The sequence below is a fragment of the Nodularia sp. UHCC 0506 genome, assembly GCF_034931045.1.
In the GTDB taxonomy this organism is placed as follows: domain Bacteria; phylum Cyanobacteriota; class Cyanobacteriia; order Cyanobacteriales; family Nostocaceae; genus Nodularia.
In genome coordinates, this window is record NZ_JAYGHH010000019.1 from 42343 (window position 1) to 58399 (window position 16057).

Genomic DNA, 16057 nt, shown 5'->3' on the forward strand with positions numbered 1-16057 from the left:
TGATGATAGAAGAGTTAGGAGTCAAAACTGTTTATTCCTAACTCTCCATAATTTGGGATTTTGCTGAAAAGCCCAAAATAATTATCTTAATTAGGGTTTGCTGTTCGCGTAGCGTGGCTTTATTCCGCAAGTCCTAATTACGAATTACGAATTACGAATTAATCAATTAATTATGCCTGTCAAAAAATCTCACTATGAAGCCAGTTTGGCAGAGTATAGTAATAATTTAGCTGCGATCGCTTTACTCAAGCAACACCGACCGTACTTAGAAATGATTCCCAGTCTGCGTCGTCCAGATGACAGTATTATTACTATTCCTTTGCCGATTGTTCGCTTTCGTAGCACTACCACAACAGATGCACACACAACCTGCTTACCTTGTGACATAGCAATTATTATGTGTGACCCAGAATGGAAAATTAAAACGGGAGTGGAAATATTACTGTTTATTCATCGTCCCCATGAGGATTTTTCTGATTTATTGGGGCGTTGGCGAAAAACTCAAGTGTTGCTGGATAAAGACTATGAATGGTTAATGCCTCTGCGTCACAGGCATATTTTAAGCGATGGAACAAATACCGTATATCCGCTATTTGTGGTTTTTAGCGAAACCTCAGAACGCATTCAGAGGGGTCTTGTAGGGGCAGAATTGCCATTTATTACGCAAACACCCTCTCTTTTAATAGAAGAGGAAATTGAGCAGGGGCTAGAGGCTAGAGGCTAATGCCGCTACGCGGAAGTCAAAACTCATAAATAGCTCAAATTTAAAAAACGTAATACCCAGATCCCCGACTTCTTAGAGAAGTCGGGGATCTATAAAGTAACGAAAATATCGGGTTTGTTTTGGGTTTGAATAGTGCCTTATTTCACAAATTGGGGCATAATTTCCGCAGCAGTGAAGATGCCATAAATACCGCGTTGGTGTAATTGTCTACCAGCTTTGAGATAGCCAAAGGCGGGGCCGCAAACATTGGCTGCCATGCTGGTTTCATCTCCTAATGTGAATGTATGGGTGGAGATTTTACCTTCAAAGGTGCGTCCTGTGACTTTAACGTTGGTGCTGAGGGGTTTTTTGGCATTGCGAGTATCCACGACTCCACCAACTGTAACGCGATCGCGCGAACAAATGCCGGCAAATTCTAACATCACATCATCAGCGTGTTCCATATTCTCTAAAGTCAGCACGCCATTGGTTTTATTTAGTAGGGCTTCAACTTCTGCATCAGTCATTGCCCTCGCAGTTTCCACACTATAACCGGGCATATGTCCTATGTCCTCCCGAACAGTGGCGCGGTAGGCTTCCCAATTAGCAATACCCACACCAAAGGTAATTTCTACCTTGTGAATTTCGGCGTAGCTTTGGGCGGCTAAAGCGGCGGCGGCTGTTAATAGTCCAGGTGTCGCACCACATCCAGACATATAGGTAATTCCGGCGGCTTGCAGTTCGTCTTTCATCGCCAAAAGTTGTTCTACTGCACTGGTGCGTTTAATCGCATCCACTAGCACACCCCGCCAACCCGATTTGATAAATTCTTGGGCGACGGAGGGGATAAAGTCATTGGGGAGGTTGGGTAAGGCGAGGAAATACCCATCTACAGGCTGAGTGGTAGCGATTAAATCTTGAATGCTGTTATTGCTTAATCTGCCAACTGGTTCTAAATAACCGACAGAACCTTGACTTTGGTAGGTTTTAATGCATTCTTGAGTATTTAAACCTTCAGTAGAGTAAGCGTAGCCTTTTTGGTCTGCGGCTGCGACTAAGATCATTTCCCGTTTGCTGGAGAGGAGTTTAGCGGCTGCTTGTCCCAGTCCACCGAAACCCAGGACTCCGACGCGGATAGGTTGGTTTGTTGGTTGTGTATTCATATTTAATTTGTGGTGTTGTGTTAACAGCTATAAAGGTTAATTATGCTCCATTATCCTTGGTTCGTTAGCTGACTAATAATTTTTTTACCAGAATATTTTGCTGATTTGAACTTGACTACAAAGATGGTGATGTTTAGATTAGAATTGTTATGGAACTTACGACTTGACAGAAAATACTAAATATGAATAGGTTGCTCAGGTTTGAAAACCTGATTTTTTATCAAACCTTTAAGATGTTTGGACTATAAAAAACTCTGTAAATTGTCTGATGTACTACTCAGAAATTGGTGCAAAAGTTCGCGATTATGTTCGTCAGTAAATTTTGCTAAAATTTCCCTATTCTCTTTTAAATCGTTTTCTGGAAGAAGACCAAATTTGGATTTTGGCGATAGTGCAATACAGGCTCAAAGCATTCTATGGAAGTAGGCGAAAGAGTAGTTTTGCAAGATAAAAGCTATAATTGTTATAACGTTATTTAAGGTAGCTTAAAAATCGTGAGCCAACTATTGACCCTGGAACTGAGCGATGAAGTTTATACAGCTTTGCATCAACAAGCTATTGCGGTTGGACTTTCAGTCGCAGAATTAGTTGCTACTTCCCTAAATCGTCAGTATAGCTTGTCAGTTAGTCCTAAATCCGATGCTGAGGAAGCACGTCAGCGTTTGCTTGGCTTTGCTGGTGTAATTAGTATGGGTTATGCGACAGGTACGGATAATGAAAGCATTGATGCTGACCTGGCTAAAACTTATGATAATGCTTTTACTGTGTGGGCTGACGAATATAAAGGTTAATGATGCTTTATTTTTATGAATTATGAGATGGAGTTGTGATTAACAAAAGCATTACTCTCAATCAATATTTAAGGTTTTTATGCAATGGTACTATCAGAAAGTAAAGCAGATCAAGTTATCAATTGTTACATAAACTTTTGTAATGAATTTAAACGAACCGGACAAATAATAGATAAAAATTTTAACCGTATACGAGTAATCAATAGTTGCATTGGTGGGAAACAAGAGGATATTAGATCAATTTGGGGTGATCTTTTTGATGAAGTTTACAAGCTTTTGGAAAACCCCGCAATAAAATCAAGATTGGACAATGAAAAGAAAGAAATAGAAAAACTTAGAATACAGAAACTTTCAGAAAAAAATAATAATCAAAAATTACAAAACTCGGTTATCTCTTCATCAAAGATAAAAACAAAGACAAGACCATCACAATTCAAATCAAGTAATATCAAAAAGCGAAAAAAAGGAATAATAACTAAAATTAATGGAGAATATATTGAACAAAAAAGTATAGCAAAGATAAACTCATCAGACTTGAATGTAGATAATACTTTAAATCCAGATAATACTTTAAAACAAAAAACAAAAAAAAGAAGTAAAAATAATGGATCGTACATTGAAGAAAAAAGTATACAAGAGTTACGTAAAATTTTCTGGAGTAGTGTTGCTCAAGCAAAACAGAATGAACAAGCTATAAAGATAATAAATAAAGATAGAAAAATTATTAAACCTGTTAACAAGTTTCCTCCAATCTGTAGATTTGATGATTCATCCATTTTTGAAGCTATCATGGACGAAAAAAGAGCAGAAGGTAAAGGATATGGTGGTTCAAAATAGTTGCTAGTTCAGATGTCAAAAATTTTTAAGTATTAACTAATATATCAAAAAGGTATTTTATTGGGATAACCAAGTTAAGTCAAGATTATTATCAATTTGTTGAAGAGATTTGACTGCTTTCATTACTGTATTAATAGCTGTTTGCGCTTCTATTAGTCTGACATAATTATTATCTTCTGCGCTGCTTAAATCAAACTCATTTAAGTCGAGTTTGACAACTTTTGCTTTATGATGAACTAATTTATTTCGTAATTGAAAAATTTCATTTAGTTGATAAATTAGATTTCCATCTAAACCAGAAGAAATATAGTTTCCTGTATATTGGAAAGGAATTTCTATCCATCTTACTACTGTATCACTTATCAAAACTCCTCCTTTGGTGACTTCAATCCATTTCTTAATAGTTGTTCTTTGATCATAAGGTAGTTGATATTGTTGCTTTATTTCATCAGTAGACATTAGCTCGCTTTCATAATGTTTCGCTGTAAACATTTTTATTTTTTTCATAGACATACCTTTAGAAATAGCATAGTAATTAATAAAAGCTTCAGCAGTTAAAGCTGAAAAAATTATAGATGGTATGACAAGCTTCTTTAACTGCAAAAGTTTCAAATTCAACCAAGATGATGTTTCAGGATTACCATCACTTAGAATATACCGATGATCTCCCTCTCCCATTCGAGCAACTCGACCAGATTTGAGTATTTCTCTATTAAGGGTTTGAGCATTTACTAAATTATCGTTAGCAAGACTAAAATATATGTCGTGATTTGTATGTTCAATCAAAATACTATCCATAATTTCAGAAATTAGTGTTGACAATGAATGTATATTATTACATATGATAAACCATATAGACTCGATCTGTGATCGCATTTTTCACGTAAATTAGAGTGCGATTATTCACAATCATCTTGTAAATGAAGTGCGAATTTAATCGCTTGCTGAATTTCCAGCATAACTTTATCTGGTAACTGGCCTAATTTACGCTCTAGCCTTACCGTGGGAATAGATCCAATACCTTGAACATTAGCTGTAGAATTTCGCTCAAGGAATTGTAGTCGAGGTAATGCAATCTCATAAAGACTTCCCCGATTTTGGGTAGTTAATGGTACATAAATCACCAAAGCTCGTGGTGGGTCTGGGTCATCACGGGATACAATGACGACTGGGCGTGTTTTTGCAGCTATACCCAAATCAGCAAGCCAAATTTCACCAAGTTTAGGGTTCATCCAACAAATCCAATACTTCCTGCTCTACTGTACGAGTTCTGAGAATGTCTAAAACATCCTGGTCTGCCATTTCCATTATTTCTAGAATACAATGGCGAACTTGATCTGCTATAGCTGGTTCCCAGTAACTTAACTTTGCATTTAGTTCTTCAATTAAAGCATCCATAATAATTCTTTGTACTTCTAATTATTAATGTTAACCGACCATTTTAGCCCTTGGTGCAGGTGCGCCACGTAACATACCTTCAGTGCTGAGGTCTTCGTCAATTTCTTCCCAATGAATACCGTAACCACCCCCGCAGGTTTCCCATTTTAATCGCTGTTCAGGAGTAGCATTAAGCAGCTTGGGATACCACACCAACGGTACTGTAATTGTGCGTCCATCCATTAAATCAACACTGATAGTTTCTTCAGTAAAAGTAATATTCTTAACTCTTTCATCCGCCCTAACTGCCAAAATACCCATCCCAAGCCTCCAAAAGTTTTGTTTGATTTTCTTGTACTAACTCTTCTAATTTTCGCAGTTCTTTTGCACTAAAGCCAATACTACTTGCCAAACTAATCGGCTTTAGCCAAAATTTAGCCGTTGAGTCATCCCTATCAATATGGATATGTGGTGGTTCATTAGGTTCATGACTGTAAAAATAGAAGCGGTAAGCACCAATTCTTAAAATTGTTGGCATATTTATAAATATAACTATAACTGTTATTTATTTTATTTTCATTTGCGTAAATATTTTTAATAAATTAATTTGATTAATTGCTGCGAGGTTAGTGATAAATAAAGTCTCGCTAATAATCATCACAGTCTACCCATCGCTTGCAAATTCTTGATGTCTTGTTCAAAATCTTCAACCCCATAATGCACTGGGATTTCACGACTTGCGAGTAAATGCTGAAATGCTATCCGATTCATACCAGCAAAGCGACTTGCTTGTGCAAGAGTTAACTTTTCTTTCTGAAAGAGCATCACCGCAATTTCTCGCTTCATTTCCTCTTCATTCATGCGAGTTGTGGTTAATATTTCATTAGGAATAACGACGCTCATAGTTACAATCCTCTTTATCCCTATTATTGTAACTGATTTATTCGCTCATCCTTTACAATAAAGGTGTTGCAATAGTCAATGTCACGAGGACTAGAAAATGGACGTTGAAAAACTAAGTAGCCCAACAACAGAAGTATCTGATATTACAGCTTGGGATAAAAAGGGACAAAAGCTTTTAGTATCGAAAATTAGATCCAGAGATATTGAGGAAGATATTAAAGGAAAAGTAGAAGAAATTCTCAATTTTGAGAAAGAACATAATCATCTCATAGTTCCTTATGGGATGACCGCTACTCCTGAATACATTAATATTTTTGAGTGGGATGGTGAAAATATAGCAACTGTCTACACTTTCCCGACTCATGAAGTGATGGCCGAATATGATTCTGAATTTGCAACTAAGAGAATTTTTGAATATTATCTAGAAACATTAGTGGAGAGTTGGTTAAGAGATTTAGCTGACAATTGGAAAACAGATAATCCCCCTAAATTACAAGAATTAACACAAATAGGTTTTGTAGATAACCTAGCTGATACAAAGACTACTGGGGATAAATTTTAGTGATTACACTTTATATTGAAACTAATTTTTTTATTGCTTTGGCTAAAAATCAAGTTTATAAAGAAATCAGTGGGGCGATCGCATCTCGTAGCGCATATATGAAATAATCCACCTGGGTGAAACAACCCTCATTGAATCTACCCATAGGAACAATAGTATACTTTCAATGGTAATGATAAAAATTTTCAATAAATTATATATTTTTATGAAGCACAGAACTGGCTATACTACTGCTAATGCTTGCTTTGAGGGCTTTTGCCACTAATTTTGGCGAAGTAATTGTGAGCTTGACTAATTTATTAGGTTAAGAGAAACTAACTAATAACTGATGTATGTGCTTATAATATTAATAAAATTTGTAAAGATTCTGAGATATATATTTTGAAAGATGGAACATTTGTTTACAAATGGCAAGTTTGTATCTAAGTAACAATGTTTCGATGGCTATATTTTTAGCCGGATGCTCAGGCAGTAAAGTTCAAACGTACTATCAAGGTTGGCCAAAAGTATGGAGACGTTAGAGTTCATCATTTATCCTGACGGTAGAGTACAAGAAACAGTCACTGGCATTGTGGGCAATTCTTGCGCTGAGGTTACAGCAGCAATAGAAGCACAGCTAGGACAAGTACTTAGTCATGAGCCAACCTCAGAATTCTTCGCCGCACAGGTGCAACAATCTGCTGTAGCCACTACGCAAGCCACATACAGCAATTGGTAAATTTTTTTAAAAGTTTAATCTCATTTATTCACAACTGCCATGTCACACTTTAGCCAAATTAAGACTCAAATTCGTAACCTTGATTCTTTGAAAGATGCTCTCTCTGAATTGGGCATAGATTGGAAACCCGGCCCTCGCGAAGTCCGTGGCTATCGCGGTCAAACTCATCCTGTGGAAATCACGATTGAGCAGGAAAATGGCTATGATATCGGTTTTAGATGGAATGGCAAAGAATATGAATTGGTGGCTGACTTGCAATATTGGCAACAAGGCTTGTCTGTCGATGGGTTTTTACGCCAAGTAACTCAACGTTATGCTTATCAATCCGTTGTGAAAGAAACTGCTCGCGCAGGCTTTCAGGTTGCTGAACAACAAAAAAATCAAGATGGTTCCATTCGCTTAGTCGTACAACGCTGGAGTGCGTAATGGCTGATTTTCTACCGTCACCCTCAGAACCAGAAGAAAACCGTTCCGGTTTGGAACCAGAGTTAGGCGGTTTCTTACGGGATGACCAAGAAAGGTCTGGTTTAGAGCCAGAATTGGGTGGTATTGAGCGTCAAAAGGGTGTTTACGTTGACGAGATTACCTGTATTGGCTGCTTACACTGCGCTCATGTGGCGCGTAACACCTTCTACATTGAACCAGATTATGGGCGATCGCGTGTGTTTCGCCAAGATGGTGACGGGGAAGACATCATCCAGGAAGCAATTGATACTTGTCCAGTCGATTGCATCCACTGGGTTGATTACACTGAACTGAAAAATTTAGAAGAAGAGCGCAAATATCAGGTTATCCCTGTTGCTGGCTATCCAGTGGAAAAGGCTGTATATACTGCTGAAAAGCGACGTAAAAAGCAAAAGTTAAAAAACCAAAAATCCCATTAATAATTCGTAATTCAAAGAATTTTAACAGATGACCTTGTATCAGGTGGAGATGGAAATCCCTACCTGATACATCATGGTTAGCAGTTAAGAATGTTAACTATTCATTTTCAGGAAATGTTTGCACCCTACCATCAGGTCCAAGAACAACTCGAATTCTGACATTTTGCCCATATTTATTGGCAGAAACAAAGGGTTGACCAATTTCAGGCATTCCCACATTCTCAACGAATGTTCTCGCAGCTTGATTCAGGGGATAAATTCTTTCAATTTTACCATCAACACCCACCATCAAACTATATTCTAATGTTTGCGTGAATCCAATCGGTGGTTGCCAGCGCTTTGTGAAAATTTCTCTAGCTTCTGCTACTTGGGGTGTATCAAACAAAGTCCCGCGAGCGGTAATCTCTTCAGATTGTGAAGTTACGGGTTCATTATTTAATCTCCCAACTAAAGGATTATTCTCTGTCTCAGCCGCAACATTGACAGCAGAATTCATTCTTTCTTCTATCTGTTGTATGTTAATTCTTGATTCAGATGGGGAAGAAGTCTGGCTCACATTACCGTTGGGATTGGTAGACACAGATAAGGGAACTGATGAGCTACGGGGTAATGTGTCTCTGTTAGCAGATAAACTAGTTGGTAAAGCTCGCTTTTGGGGTAGCGCACTTTCATTCTGGGTGGTTGAGGCTGTGCGGTCTGGCTGTTCGGGAATTGTTGTAGAGGTTGCAGTTCTGGGATTGCTTTCTATGTTGGGAATTTTAGTCTCAAATATAGACAGTGGATCTTCTTGAGATGGTAAGGATGAAGGGGAATTGTTAAAGATACCAGAATTAGATGCCGTCGGGGGCTGTTGAGGAAAACTAGCAGCCGGAAATTGAGAATCTGCGCCTGCAATTGGTAAAGATTTCAAATTATCCGGGGGTGTAAATCCCGGTGATGATGTGGGAAGATTCAGAGATTCTGAGGGTTCCAGTGCAGTTTGCGCCGTTTCTGCATCTTCTGATATTTTTGCTGTTTGTTGCTGATTCTGCCTGTTATTGCTGGCAAATTGCAAGGTTACTGGTAATAAACCTATACCTAAAACCATGACTGCGGCAATAGGCGCCCAAGCGGGTAATCGTAGAACTTTATGATTTTGATTGAGATTTGGTAACGCCATGACATCAGCAGAGTATTCGTCTAAAGCAGTGGCTAAATCAAATAGTTGCAGCAGACTAAGTTGAATTACAGAACCAGATATTTCATTGGCGAGAGGGCCAAGAAACAGATTGTGAGTTAAATAGCTACCTGTTTCTAAATAGATTTTGTTCTCTGATGTTTGGGAAGTAAAAGATTTGAGGTTTTTAATAGTTGGTTGTAAAGATGGCTGAAAATCTGTGAACTCCGAATTATCAGATACTTTACTAGAATCTTGGGGTTCACAAAGACTGAGCCAAAAGTTATCAGGGGGTTGCTGGAGAAACTCTTGCACGTAGCTGGTGACAGTATCACACAACATTTCTAGTTGATCGCGATCGCCCCGAATGAGGATTTTGTGTTCTTCTGGTAATTGCGGGTCATCAAAAAATAGTTCAAAGGTTAGCTGTTTGATCACCGTTTTTCCCATCCAATGGGATAAAGGTGAACTTTGCGCCAATATTTCCAAGGTACAAGTCGGGGGTGTGTAGCGTCGAATGACAGAATTTAATGGTGGCATGGCAGGAACGGCGAGGGAGACGATTATCTAAAATTTTGCAGAGAACTATCTATGAGTGCTAACCAGAGGCGGCGATGTCCACCAGGCGCACTGTAAAACAGTAAATCTACAAGCAGTTTTAGCGCCAAGTGAGTGAGTAGATCCGTGGTTATTTGGTCGTCTTCTTCCATCCGTTCTTGGTAAGTATTGCAAAAAGCATCGATGTAATCTCCAAGTAAGGCAACCTGATGAGGTTCCCGCTTATTTTCCGCCGTTTGTTCAAGTAGACCAACAGCACGGCGAATCAATTCTTGGTGCTGTTTGGCGAGGTAGCAAGTAATCAGAACCAGCGATCGCGCTTCTTCTACATCTAATTTTTTTCGCCCACCTTGACCTTTACGTAAGGGATTAGACTGACGCAAGCGCCATAAAGCTACTCGATCTGGCACTCTTGACTCTAAATTCAGATTAATTGCCGCAGACAGCATGGCCTCAGAACCAATACCAGTTAGAGTTTCTAGCGCCAACAGCACCAAGTCTAACTGGGTTTTGATGTTGTCCCATTGAACTGTATTTGGGGCTGTAAGCTTAATTAAATCCGCCCATTGGGGATTTGGTGTGGCTGAATCGGCGGCCGAGTGCATAACTTTTAGCATAGGTGATCAGGCTGTAGGGGCTTTTGCTGTTACCCATTTTGAAACCAGACTCGGAAATATCAAGGTTGGTTTCCCATCGCTATTAGCTAGAAGCTGCCGCAAGCTTTGCTTATTTTGGTAAACAGCAATAGTCTTTGTCTTACTCTACTAGATGAAAATAAATTTTCAAGAAATTTACTTGACTAAATCGATCTAATTCTTGCTAAATATAGCTATGATTTCAGTACATCTGTATAAATAAGTATTACTAAATGTAGTTAATATCTAATTGCCAATTGCTAGTAATACCAAGGCAATTAGTAACTAGATATTAAAAATTTAAGCGCCTGTATTTGTGATATTTATTGCCCCTTTATTTGATATGAGCAATAGTCACACCACTACCACCATCTGCCTGTTCTGCTGGTTCATGATGACTAACTCTGGGGTGCTGGTGCAAAAAGGCGTGAACTCCTTGGCGTAACTTACCAGTGCCATGTCCGTGAATAATCCATAAAGGGCCTGTAGCTTCAGAAATGGCTTTGTCTAAAACAATCTCCGAATCAGCTACTCGCTTTCCACGCAAATCTACTGTATTTCGAGAGGTGCGAATAGCTGGGGCGCTTTGTTCTGGTTCTGGGGCTGGCTTGGGTTTAGCCACTGGTTCAGCTTTTTGACCATCCAAAGATTCGATGTCTTGTAGCTTCACGGCCATTTTCATGATGCCAAAGCGGACGCTAAATTCACCATCAGCATTGGGGGCGGTTAAAACTTCTGCTGTTTGCCCAAATTGGGAAAGCCGCACGCGATCGCCAACTTTAGGCATAAATCCCACTTTGGGTTTTGGTGCTACCTTTGGCTGATATTTTTGGGCAATTTGATTTAACGCATCCGTTGCTTGCTGGGCATCTTGGGCTTTAGCTGTGCCTTTTTGCAGACGGCGAATCACTTGGGCAATTTCACCTTTAGCTTGAGCGATCGCTTGCTGAACTGCTACTTCCTGGTCAGCCCGCAAAGCTTTTTCCCGTTCCTGTAAAGCATCAGATTTTGCCGAAACTTCCTGATATAAACGTTCCGCTTGCTGTAACAAACTTTGAGCTTCCGCAGCTTTGGTTTCTTGGCGGCGACGTTGCGCTTCTAACCCAGCAATGACTTGATTAACTTCGTCTGTCGCCCCTCCTACTTGAGTTTTAGCCTGTGTTACCACTTCTGGCTTTAAACCCAAACGCCGGGCAATTGTCAAGGCGTTAGAACGTCCAGGAATTCCCCATAGTAAACGATAGGTAGGCGAAAGGGTACTTTCATCAAATTCTACAGAAGCATTTTCAAATCGCTCATCTTCATATTTCAGCGCTTTCAATTCACCAAAGTGAGTTGTGGCAATGGTTAGCTGGGCATGATTGGCGAGATATTGCAGCAAGGCGATCGCCAAAGCACTACCTTCTACTGGATCAGTTCCCGCCCCGACTTCATCGAGGAGAACGAGTGCTGAGTGTTTCTTAAGTGCTGAGTGCTGAGTCAGGAGTGCTGAGTGCTGAGTGCTGAGTGCTGAGTCTGGAGATTGGGGAGTATTTTCTGACTCTTCTTCCTGATCCAACGCGTTCAAAATTCGACTAATTCGGCGAATGTGTCCCGAAAATGTTGATAAACTTTGCTGTAAAGATTGTTCATCCCCAATATCAGCTAATACCTGGTCAAACCAAGGTATTTCTACAGGTTCACGGGCGGGAACAAATAAACCTACCTTCGCCATTAAAGCGGCTAAAGCTAAGGTTTTTAAAGTAACTGTTTTCCCCCCAGTATTTGGCCCTGTAATCGTTACTACCCGCAGATGGGGACTGATGAATAAATCCACAGGAACCACAGCTTGACCGTGTTCGTGCTGCTGTTGCCACACTAACAAAGGATGCCGTAATTGTCTGAGGGTAATGATTTCATTGTCTTCACGGTTGATAAATCTGGGGGGATTTGCTCCTAACCAAAAACTATACCTAGCTCTAGCAGTGGCTAAATCCAACGTCGTCACAATTGCTAACAACCGTTCTAAATCTGGCTTGACTTCTGCTACTTTCTGTGTTAATAGACGGCGAATTATTTCTTCTTCTGTTTGCTCTCTTCTAATAGTTTGCCGTAATTGATTACCAAAAGGCACAATTGAATTAGGCTCTACGTAAAGAGTCGCGCCACTGGTAGAAGTATCATGCACAATGCCGGGAATGGCATCTTTTTGAGGTGCTTTCACCGGGATGACATAGCGATCGCCCCGTTGAGTAATAATCTGTTCTTGAACTGCCCCAGATTTTGCTTGTAAAATATTGTGCAGTTTTTGAGTAATTTGGCTGCGTATTTTCCGCAAATCTGTGCGTATTTCTCCCAATTTGAGACTAGCACGATCAGTTACTTGGCCGCGTTCATCAATACATCGGTGTATTTCTTGCTCTAATTCGGGATAAGTCCGCAAATCAGCGACTAAATCCGCCAGTGTGGGCAAATCTTCTTGGTTATCAATAACACGGCGTAAATTTCTCGTCCCGGCCAAAGTCGTAGCGATCGCCAGCAGTTCATCCCCTGCTAAAATACCGCTAAGTTCGGCGCGTTCTAAGGAATCACCAATATCTTGAATCCCCTCAAAAGATAATCCTGTGTTAGTCCGGGTTTCCAGTTGGTAGACTTCTTTTGTTTGTGCTAACAACTGCTGACTTGCTGCTTGGGATGCCGGAATTTTTAGATGAAGTGATGCGATCGCCCCTAGCTTAGTTGCCGCAAATGTGGAAAGATGCTGGCAAAGGCGATGCCATTCGAGTAGTTCTAACGTCTCAGATTGGATCAAGGCTTCAATGTCTAATCTGAAAGAATTGTAACAATTCTAGCTCCCGAAAGGTGAAAACTTAAAGAGGAAATTTTCTTTCCTCCCTATCCCGGCTATACTTCTGTGGAACTACCAAAGCATGAGTAATAGCTGATGCTTTCGGATTGTTCTTTTTTTAAGATAAATTTAATATTTTATCTATTTACATAAAAAATAATTCATGTAACAGTAAACAACTTAAATTTTTCCACTAAATGCTAAAAAATATAAACAAATATTTTCTTTTATTTAAATAAAAATTAAATAGGAAATATAAAATATACAATGTTGCACAAAAAGGTGTAATTGTCATTAAAATTTAGTGTAGCACAACTGCCAAATACATAGCATTGACAAAATTTTATGCTGTTTAGTCCTGCCAACTTGCCTTATTGGGTATTCCTGGGAATGGGAGTATTGCTGTTTCTATTTGTGATTATTTCCGGTGAGGGAGATACAGATGCAGATGCCGACTTTGATGTGGATAGCGATGGCGATTTAAGCTTTGGTCAAGCCCTGGGATGGCTAGGTATTGGTAAGGCTCCACTCATCTTGTTATTAGCAGTAGATTTGAGTTTTTGGGGCGTTTTTGGGCTGATATTAAATTCTGTAGCCAGTGGCATAATTAATGGTAGCTTTAGTGTGTTATTTAGGGGAATTATATTAATAATTTCGTTAATTCTCAGCTTATTGGTGGGAAGATTTATTGCAGAAATAATTGGCAAACTTTTTGCAGATTTTGGTGAAGATGCCAGCAGCGATCGCTTGATTGGTTGTGTTGGTACTGTGAGTTCTTTTTATATTCCTAGTGAAACTGAAGGAAAAATCGGGCAAGTGGATGTTCTAGATCCAAAACGGAATCTTCTCACAATTAGTGCTGCTTTACCAGAATGGGCAACCATTGCTCCACAACGTGGTGATCAAGTGATTGTCATTGAAAATAAACCGCAAAATTATCTGGTAATTGCCAAAAATACCACAGATGAACAACTTTGGTTAAAAAGTGCTAAGTGCTGAGTCAGAAGATAAAGCAAGTGTTTCATTGAATATGTAGTTATTTTTTTCAATCATATTAATTAGGGCGCAAAATCATGTTATTTTGGTTAACTTTTATCCAATCTTTACCAACTATTCCTGTATCAGAAATTTCCCAAATTGAGTTACAACCAAAACAGCAACAAACTAGAACAATTGCTCAAAGTATTTCACCATTTACGGTACAGCCTACTATTGCTCAAATCAATAATGGCTTTGTATTACCAGGAATTATTGCTGCTTTAATTTTTTTGCTCTTATTAAGTTTATATGCTTATACAAGAGTTTATGTAGTCACACCCAATAACGAGGCTTTCGTCAGAACAGGGGGTTTGTTTACCAAAAAGAAATCGGTGATTCTTTATGGTGGTTGTATTGTATTACCAGGATTTCATCAACTCACCCGTGTGCCTCTGCGAGAAATTTCCATTGATGTAGAACGCACAGGAAAAATGGCAGTGCGAACTAAAGATTATCTGAGAGCAGATATTAGAGTCACATTTTATGTGTGTATCAATCCCTCGGAGGAAGATGTTCTGACAGCAGCAGCAAAATTATCTCAAAGTGGTACTATCATTACTTCTGATGATATTAAAAACGCCTTAGATAAACGGGCAGATGATGCCATTAGAGCCGCAGCTAAGACTAAAGAAATAGCAGAAATTGATTCTGATAAATTGGGTTTTGCCCAAGAAGTGCTGAATTTAATGGGAGCAGACTTGAAAAAAGTAGGATTAACTCTAAATAATATTGCTATTTCGGAAATTTTAGAAAGTGTTACTTATGATCCTGATAGTTTCTTTGATGCTCAAGGTGTACGCTTAAGAACAGAAATTATTCAACGTTCAATTCAACAAAAACGCGAAGTTGAATTAACAAGTCAAGTAGCAATTGAACAAAAAGAACTAGATGCCGAAAAGCGATCGCTACAAATCGCTCAAGAACAGGAAAGTGCTAAATTAGAGCAAAAGTTTCAAGTAGAGGCACTAAAAGCCCAAAGAGAACGGGAAATCCAAGAAGCAAAAGATAAAGAAGCCGCAGCGATTCAACGCAGTAGAATTTTACAAGAAAAATTAGTTGAAGAAGAAGAAATTCGGCGCAAATTATCTTTGCAACAAAGCCAAATTGAAGCCGATATTGCTCTAGATGAACGCAATAAACATTTAAAGGTATCACAATCACTGCAAAAGCAAGAAGCAGAAATTGCCGAAATTTCCCGTAAACAGAAAGTAGATGCTGGTAGACTTAAAGCCCAAGTGGAAATAGTCGAGTCAGAAAAACTAGCACGAATTGCTCAGGAAGATTTAGAAATTGCTATTTCTGCGAAAAGACGTGAAAGCTTTCTCGCCCAAGCAGAACAAGCCAAAGCCGAAGAAGCAGTTAATACAGCCGGTGAAATTGAAAAAGCCGAACGTAACAAGCGTTTATCGACAATTGCAGCCGAAAGAGAAGCCCAACAACGTAGTATAAGCGATCGCAACGTTGTCGAAATCGATGCCTTCCGCCGTCGCCGCCAAGCCGAAATCGCCCAAGAAGCCGCAGAATTAGAAGCAGAGGCCATTCGGATCATCGCCGCCGCTAACCGCGATAAAGTTTTAGCAGAAGCAGAAGCCCTAAAAGTCAAAATCGCCGCCGAAAATACCATTAGTAGCGCTAACCTTACAGCCCAAATACTCACCACAATTTGGCCAGAATTAGCTGATAAGCTCCCAGAAATCCTCGCAGCCCTAGCCCCACAACCCGGAGTTTTAGGAGATACTCGCATTTACTCATTCCCTGGTGCAAATGGTAGTAATGGCGCTCAAGATATTAACAAATTAATGCTATCTACCAGTGGACTTTCCTTAATCAACACCTTATTAGACGAAGGTAAATTAGGCGAGTTAATCGCTCAAATTAGTCAATTAGTCCGTAGTAATAACCCAG

Annotated in this window: 19 protein-coding genes; 9 read left to right on the forward strand and 10 right to left on the reverse strand. The window is 39.4% G+C overall.

The features are described from left to right. Positions 1-172: 172 nt before the first annotated feature. The gene (locus VB654_RS12950; protein ID WP_323214179.1) at positions 173-724 is read left to right on the forward strand and encodes a hypothetical protein; all 552 of its coding nucleotides are present in this window, start codon (positions 173-175) and stop codon (positions 722-724) included. A gap of 137 nt (positions 725-861) precedes the next feature. Here the strand turns inward: VB654_RS12950 and bioU are convergent, their stop codons facing one another. Continuing rightward, on the reverse strand, positions 862-1866 hold the full coding sequence (bioU, locus tag VB654_RS12955) for a (S)-8-amino-7-oxononanoate synthase BioU (RefSeq protein ID WP_323214180.1): 1005 nt from the start codon (positions 1864-1866) through the stop codon (positions 862-864). 494 nt (positions 1867-2360) lie between these two features. On the opposite strand from bioU, the gene VB654_RS12960 reads away from it, so the two are divergent. Continuing rightward, a complete protein-coding gene (locus tag VB654_RS12960; RefSeq protein ID WP_323214181.1) occupies positions 2361-2657 on the forward strand; it encodes a hypothetical protein in 297 nt (98 codons plus the stop codon). Positions 2658-2741: 84 nt separating this feature from the next. After that, complete coding sequence (locus tag VB654_RS12965; protein WP_323214182.1) at positions 2742-3494, forward strand: hypothetical protein; 753 nt, start codon at positions 2742-2744, stop codon at positions 3492-3494. A gap of 57 nt (positions 3495-3551) precedes the next feature. Here the strand turns inward: VB654_RS12965 and VB654_RS12970 are convergent, their stop codons facing one another. The 6 genes from VB654_RS12970 to VB654_RS12995 form a co-directional block, all read right to left on the reverse strand. Next, positions 3552-4292 (reverse strand): hypothetical protein, encoded by a 741-nt coding sequence (locus VB654_RS12970; RefSeq protein ID WP_323214183.1) that lies wholly within the window; start codon positions 4290-4292, stop codon positions 3552-3554. Between the two features lie 101 nt (positions 4293-4393). Then, a complete protein-coding gene (locus VB654_RS12975) occupies positions 4394-4726 on the reverse strand; it encodes a type II toxin-antitoxin system PemK/MazF family toxin (protein WP_323214184.1) in 333 nt (110 codons plus the stop codon). Beyond that, positions 4716-4892 (reverse strand): hypothetical protein, encoded by a 177-nt coding sequence (locus VB654_RS12980; RefSeq protein WP_323214185.1) that lies wholly within the window; start codon positions 4890-4892, stop codon positions 4716-4718. The genes VB654_RS12975 and VB654_RS12980 overlap by 11 nt, the downstream gene beginning before the upstream one ends. 30 nt (positions 4893-4922) lie before the next feature. Continuing rightward, positions 4923-5192, reverse strand: coding sequence for a DUF2442 domain-containing protein (locus tag VB654_RS12985; protein WP_323214186.1), 270 nt, complete (start codon positions 5190-5192; stop codon positions 4923-4925). Then, a complete protein-coding gene (locus tag VB654_RS12990; protein WP_323214187.1) occupies positions 5173-5409 on the reverse strand; it encodes a DUF4160 domain-containing protein in 237 nt (78 codons plus the stop codon). The genes VB654_RS12985 and VB654_RS12990 overlap by 20 nt, the downstream gene beginning before the upstream one ends. Positions 5410-5528: 119 nt before the next feature. Beyond that, a complete protein-coding gene (locus VB654_RS12995) occupies positions 5529-5774 on the reverse strand; it encodes a UPF0175 family protein (RefSeq protein ID WP_323214188.1) in 246 nt (81 codons plus the stop codon). Between the two features lie 97 nt (positions 5775-5871). Here VB654_RS12995 and VB654_RS13000 point away from each other — a divergent pair, with 97 nt between their 5' ends. The 4 genes from VB654_RS13000 (at position 5872) to VB654_RS13015 (ending at position 7938) form a co-directional block, all read left to right on the forward strand. After that, complete coding sequence (locus tag VB654_RS13000) at positions 5872-6336, forward strand: hypothetical protein (protein WP_323214189.1); 465 nt, start codon at positions 5872-5874, stop codon at positions 6334-6336. A 508-nt stretch (positions 6337-6844) separates the two neighbouring features. Beyond that, positions 6845-7054 (forward strand): DUF2997 domain-containing protein, encoded by a 210-nt coding sequence (locus VB654_RS13005; protein WP_323214190.1) that lies wholly within the window; start codon positions 6845-6847, stop codon positions 7052-7054. A gap of 39 nt (positions 7055-7093) precedes the next feature. Next, positions 7094-7480, forward strand: a complete 387-nt coding sequence (locus VB654_RS13010) for a DUF1257 domain-containing protein (RefSeq protein ID WP_323214191.1) — start codon at positions 7094-7096, stop codon at positions 7478-7480. Next, the gene (locus VB654_RS13015; protein ID WP_323214192.1) at positions 7480-7938 is read left to right on the forward strand and encodes a ferredoxin; all 459 of its coding nucleotides are present in this window, start codon (positions 7480-7482) and stop codon (positions 7936-7938) included. The genes VB654_RS13010 and VB654_RS13015 overlap by 1 nt, the downstream gene beginning before the upstream one ends. Positions 7939-8035: 97 nt before the next feature. Here VB654_RS13015 and VB654_RS13020 read toward each other — a convergent pair whose 3' ends face one another. The 3 genes from VB654_RS13020 to VB654_RS13030 all read right to left on the reverse strand — a co-directional run bounded on the left by VB654_RS13020 (position 8036) and on the right by VB654_RS13030 (position 13078). After that, entirely contained in the window at positions 8036-9634 is a 1599-nt protein-coding gene (locus VB654_RS13020) for a DUF4335 domain-containing protein (protein WP_323214193.1), read from the reverse strand. A 23-nt stretch (positions 9635-9657) separates the two neighbouring features. Continuing rightward, entirely contained in the window at positions 9658-10269 is a 612-nt protein-coding gene (locus VB654_RS13025; protein WP_323214194.1) for a DUF3038 domain-containing protein, read from the reverse strand. A gap of 352 nt (positions 10270-10621) precedes the next feature. Next, positions 10622-13078 carry an endonuclease MutS2 gene (locus VB654_RS13030; protein ID WP_323214195.1) on the reverse strand — a complete coding sequence of 819 codons (2457 nt, stop codon included), beginning with the start codon at positions 13076-13078 and terminating at the stop codon, positions 10622-10624. Positions 13079-13459: 381 nt separating this feature from the next. Between VB654_RS13030 and VB654_RS13035 the strand changes: the two genes are divergently transcribed. Beyond that, the gene (locus VB654_RS13035) at positions 13460-14113 is read left to right on the forward strand and encodes a DUF1449 domain-containing protein (protein WP_323214196.1); all 654 of its coding nucleotides are present in this window, start codon (positions 13460-13462) and stop codon (positions 14111-14113) included. Positions 14114-14187: 74 nt separating this feature from the next. Further along, the coding region (locus VB654_RS13040) for a flotillin family protein (protein WP_323214197.1) at positions 14188-16057 on the forward strand (1870 nt) is incomplete at its 3' end.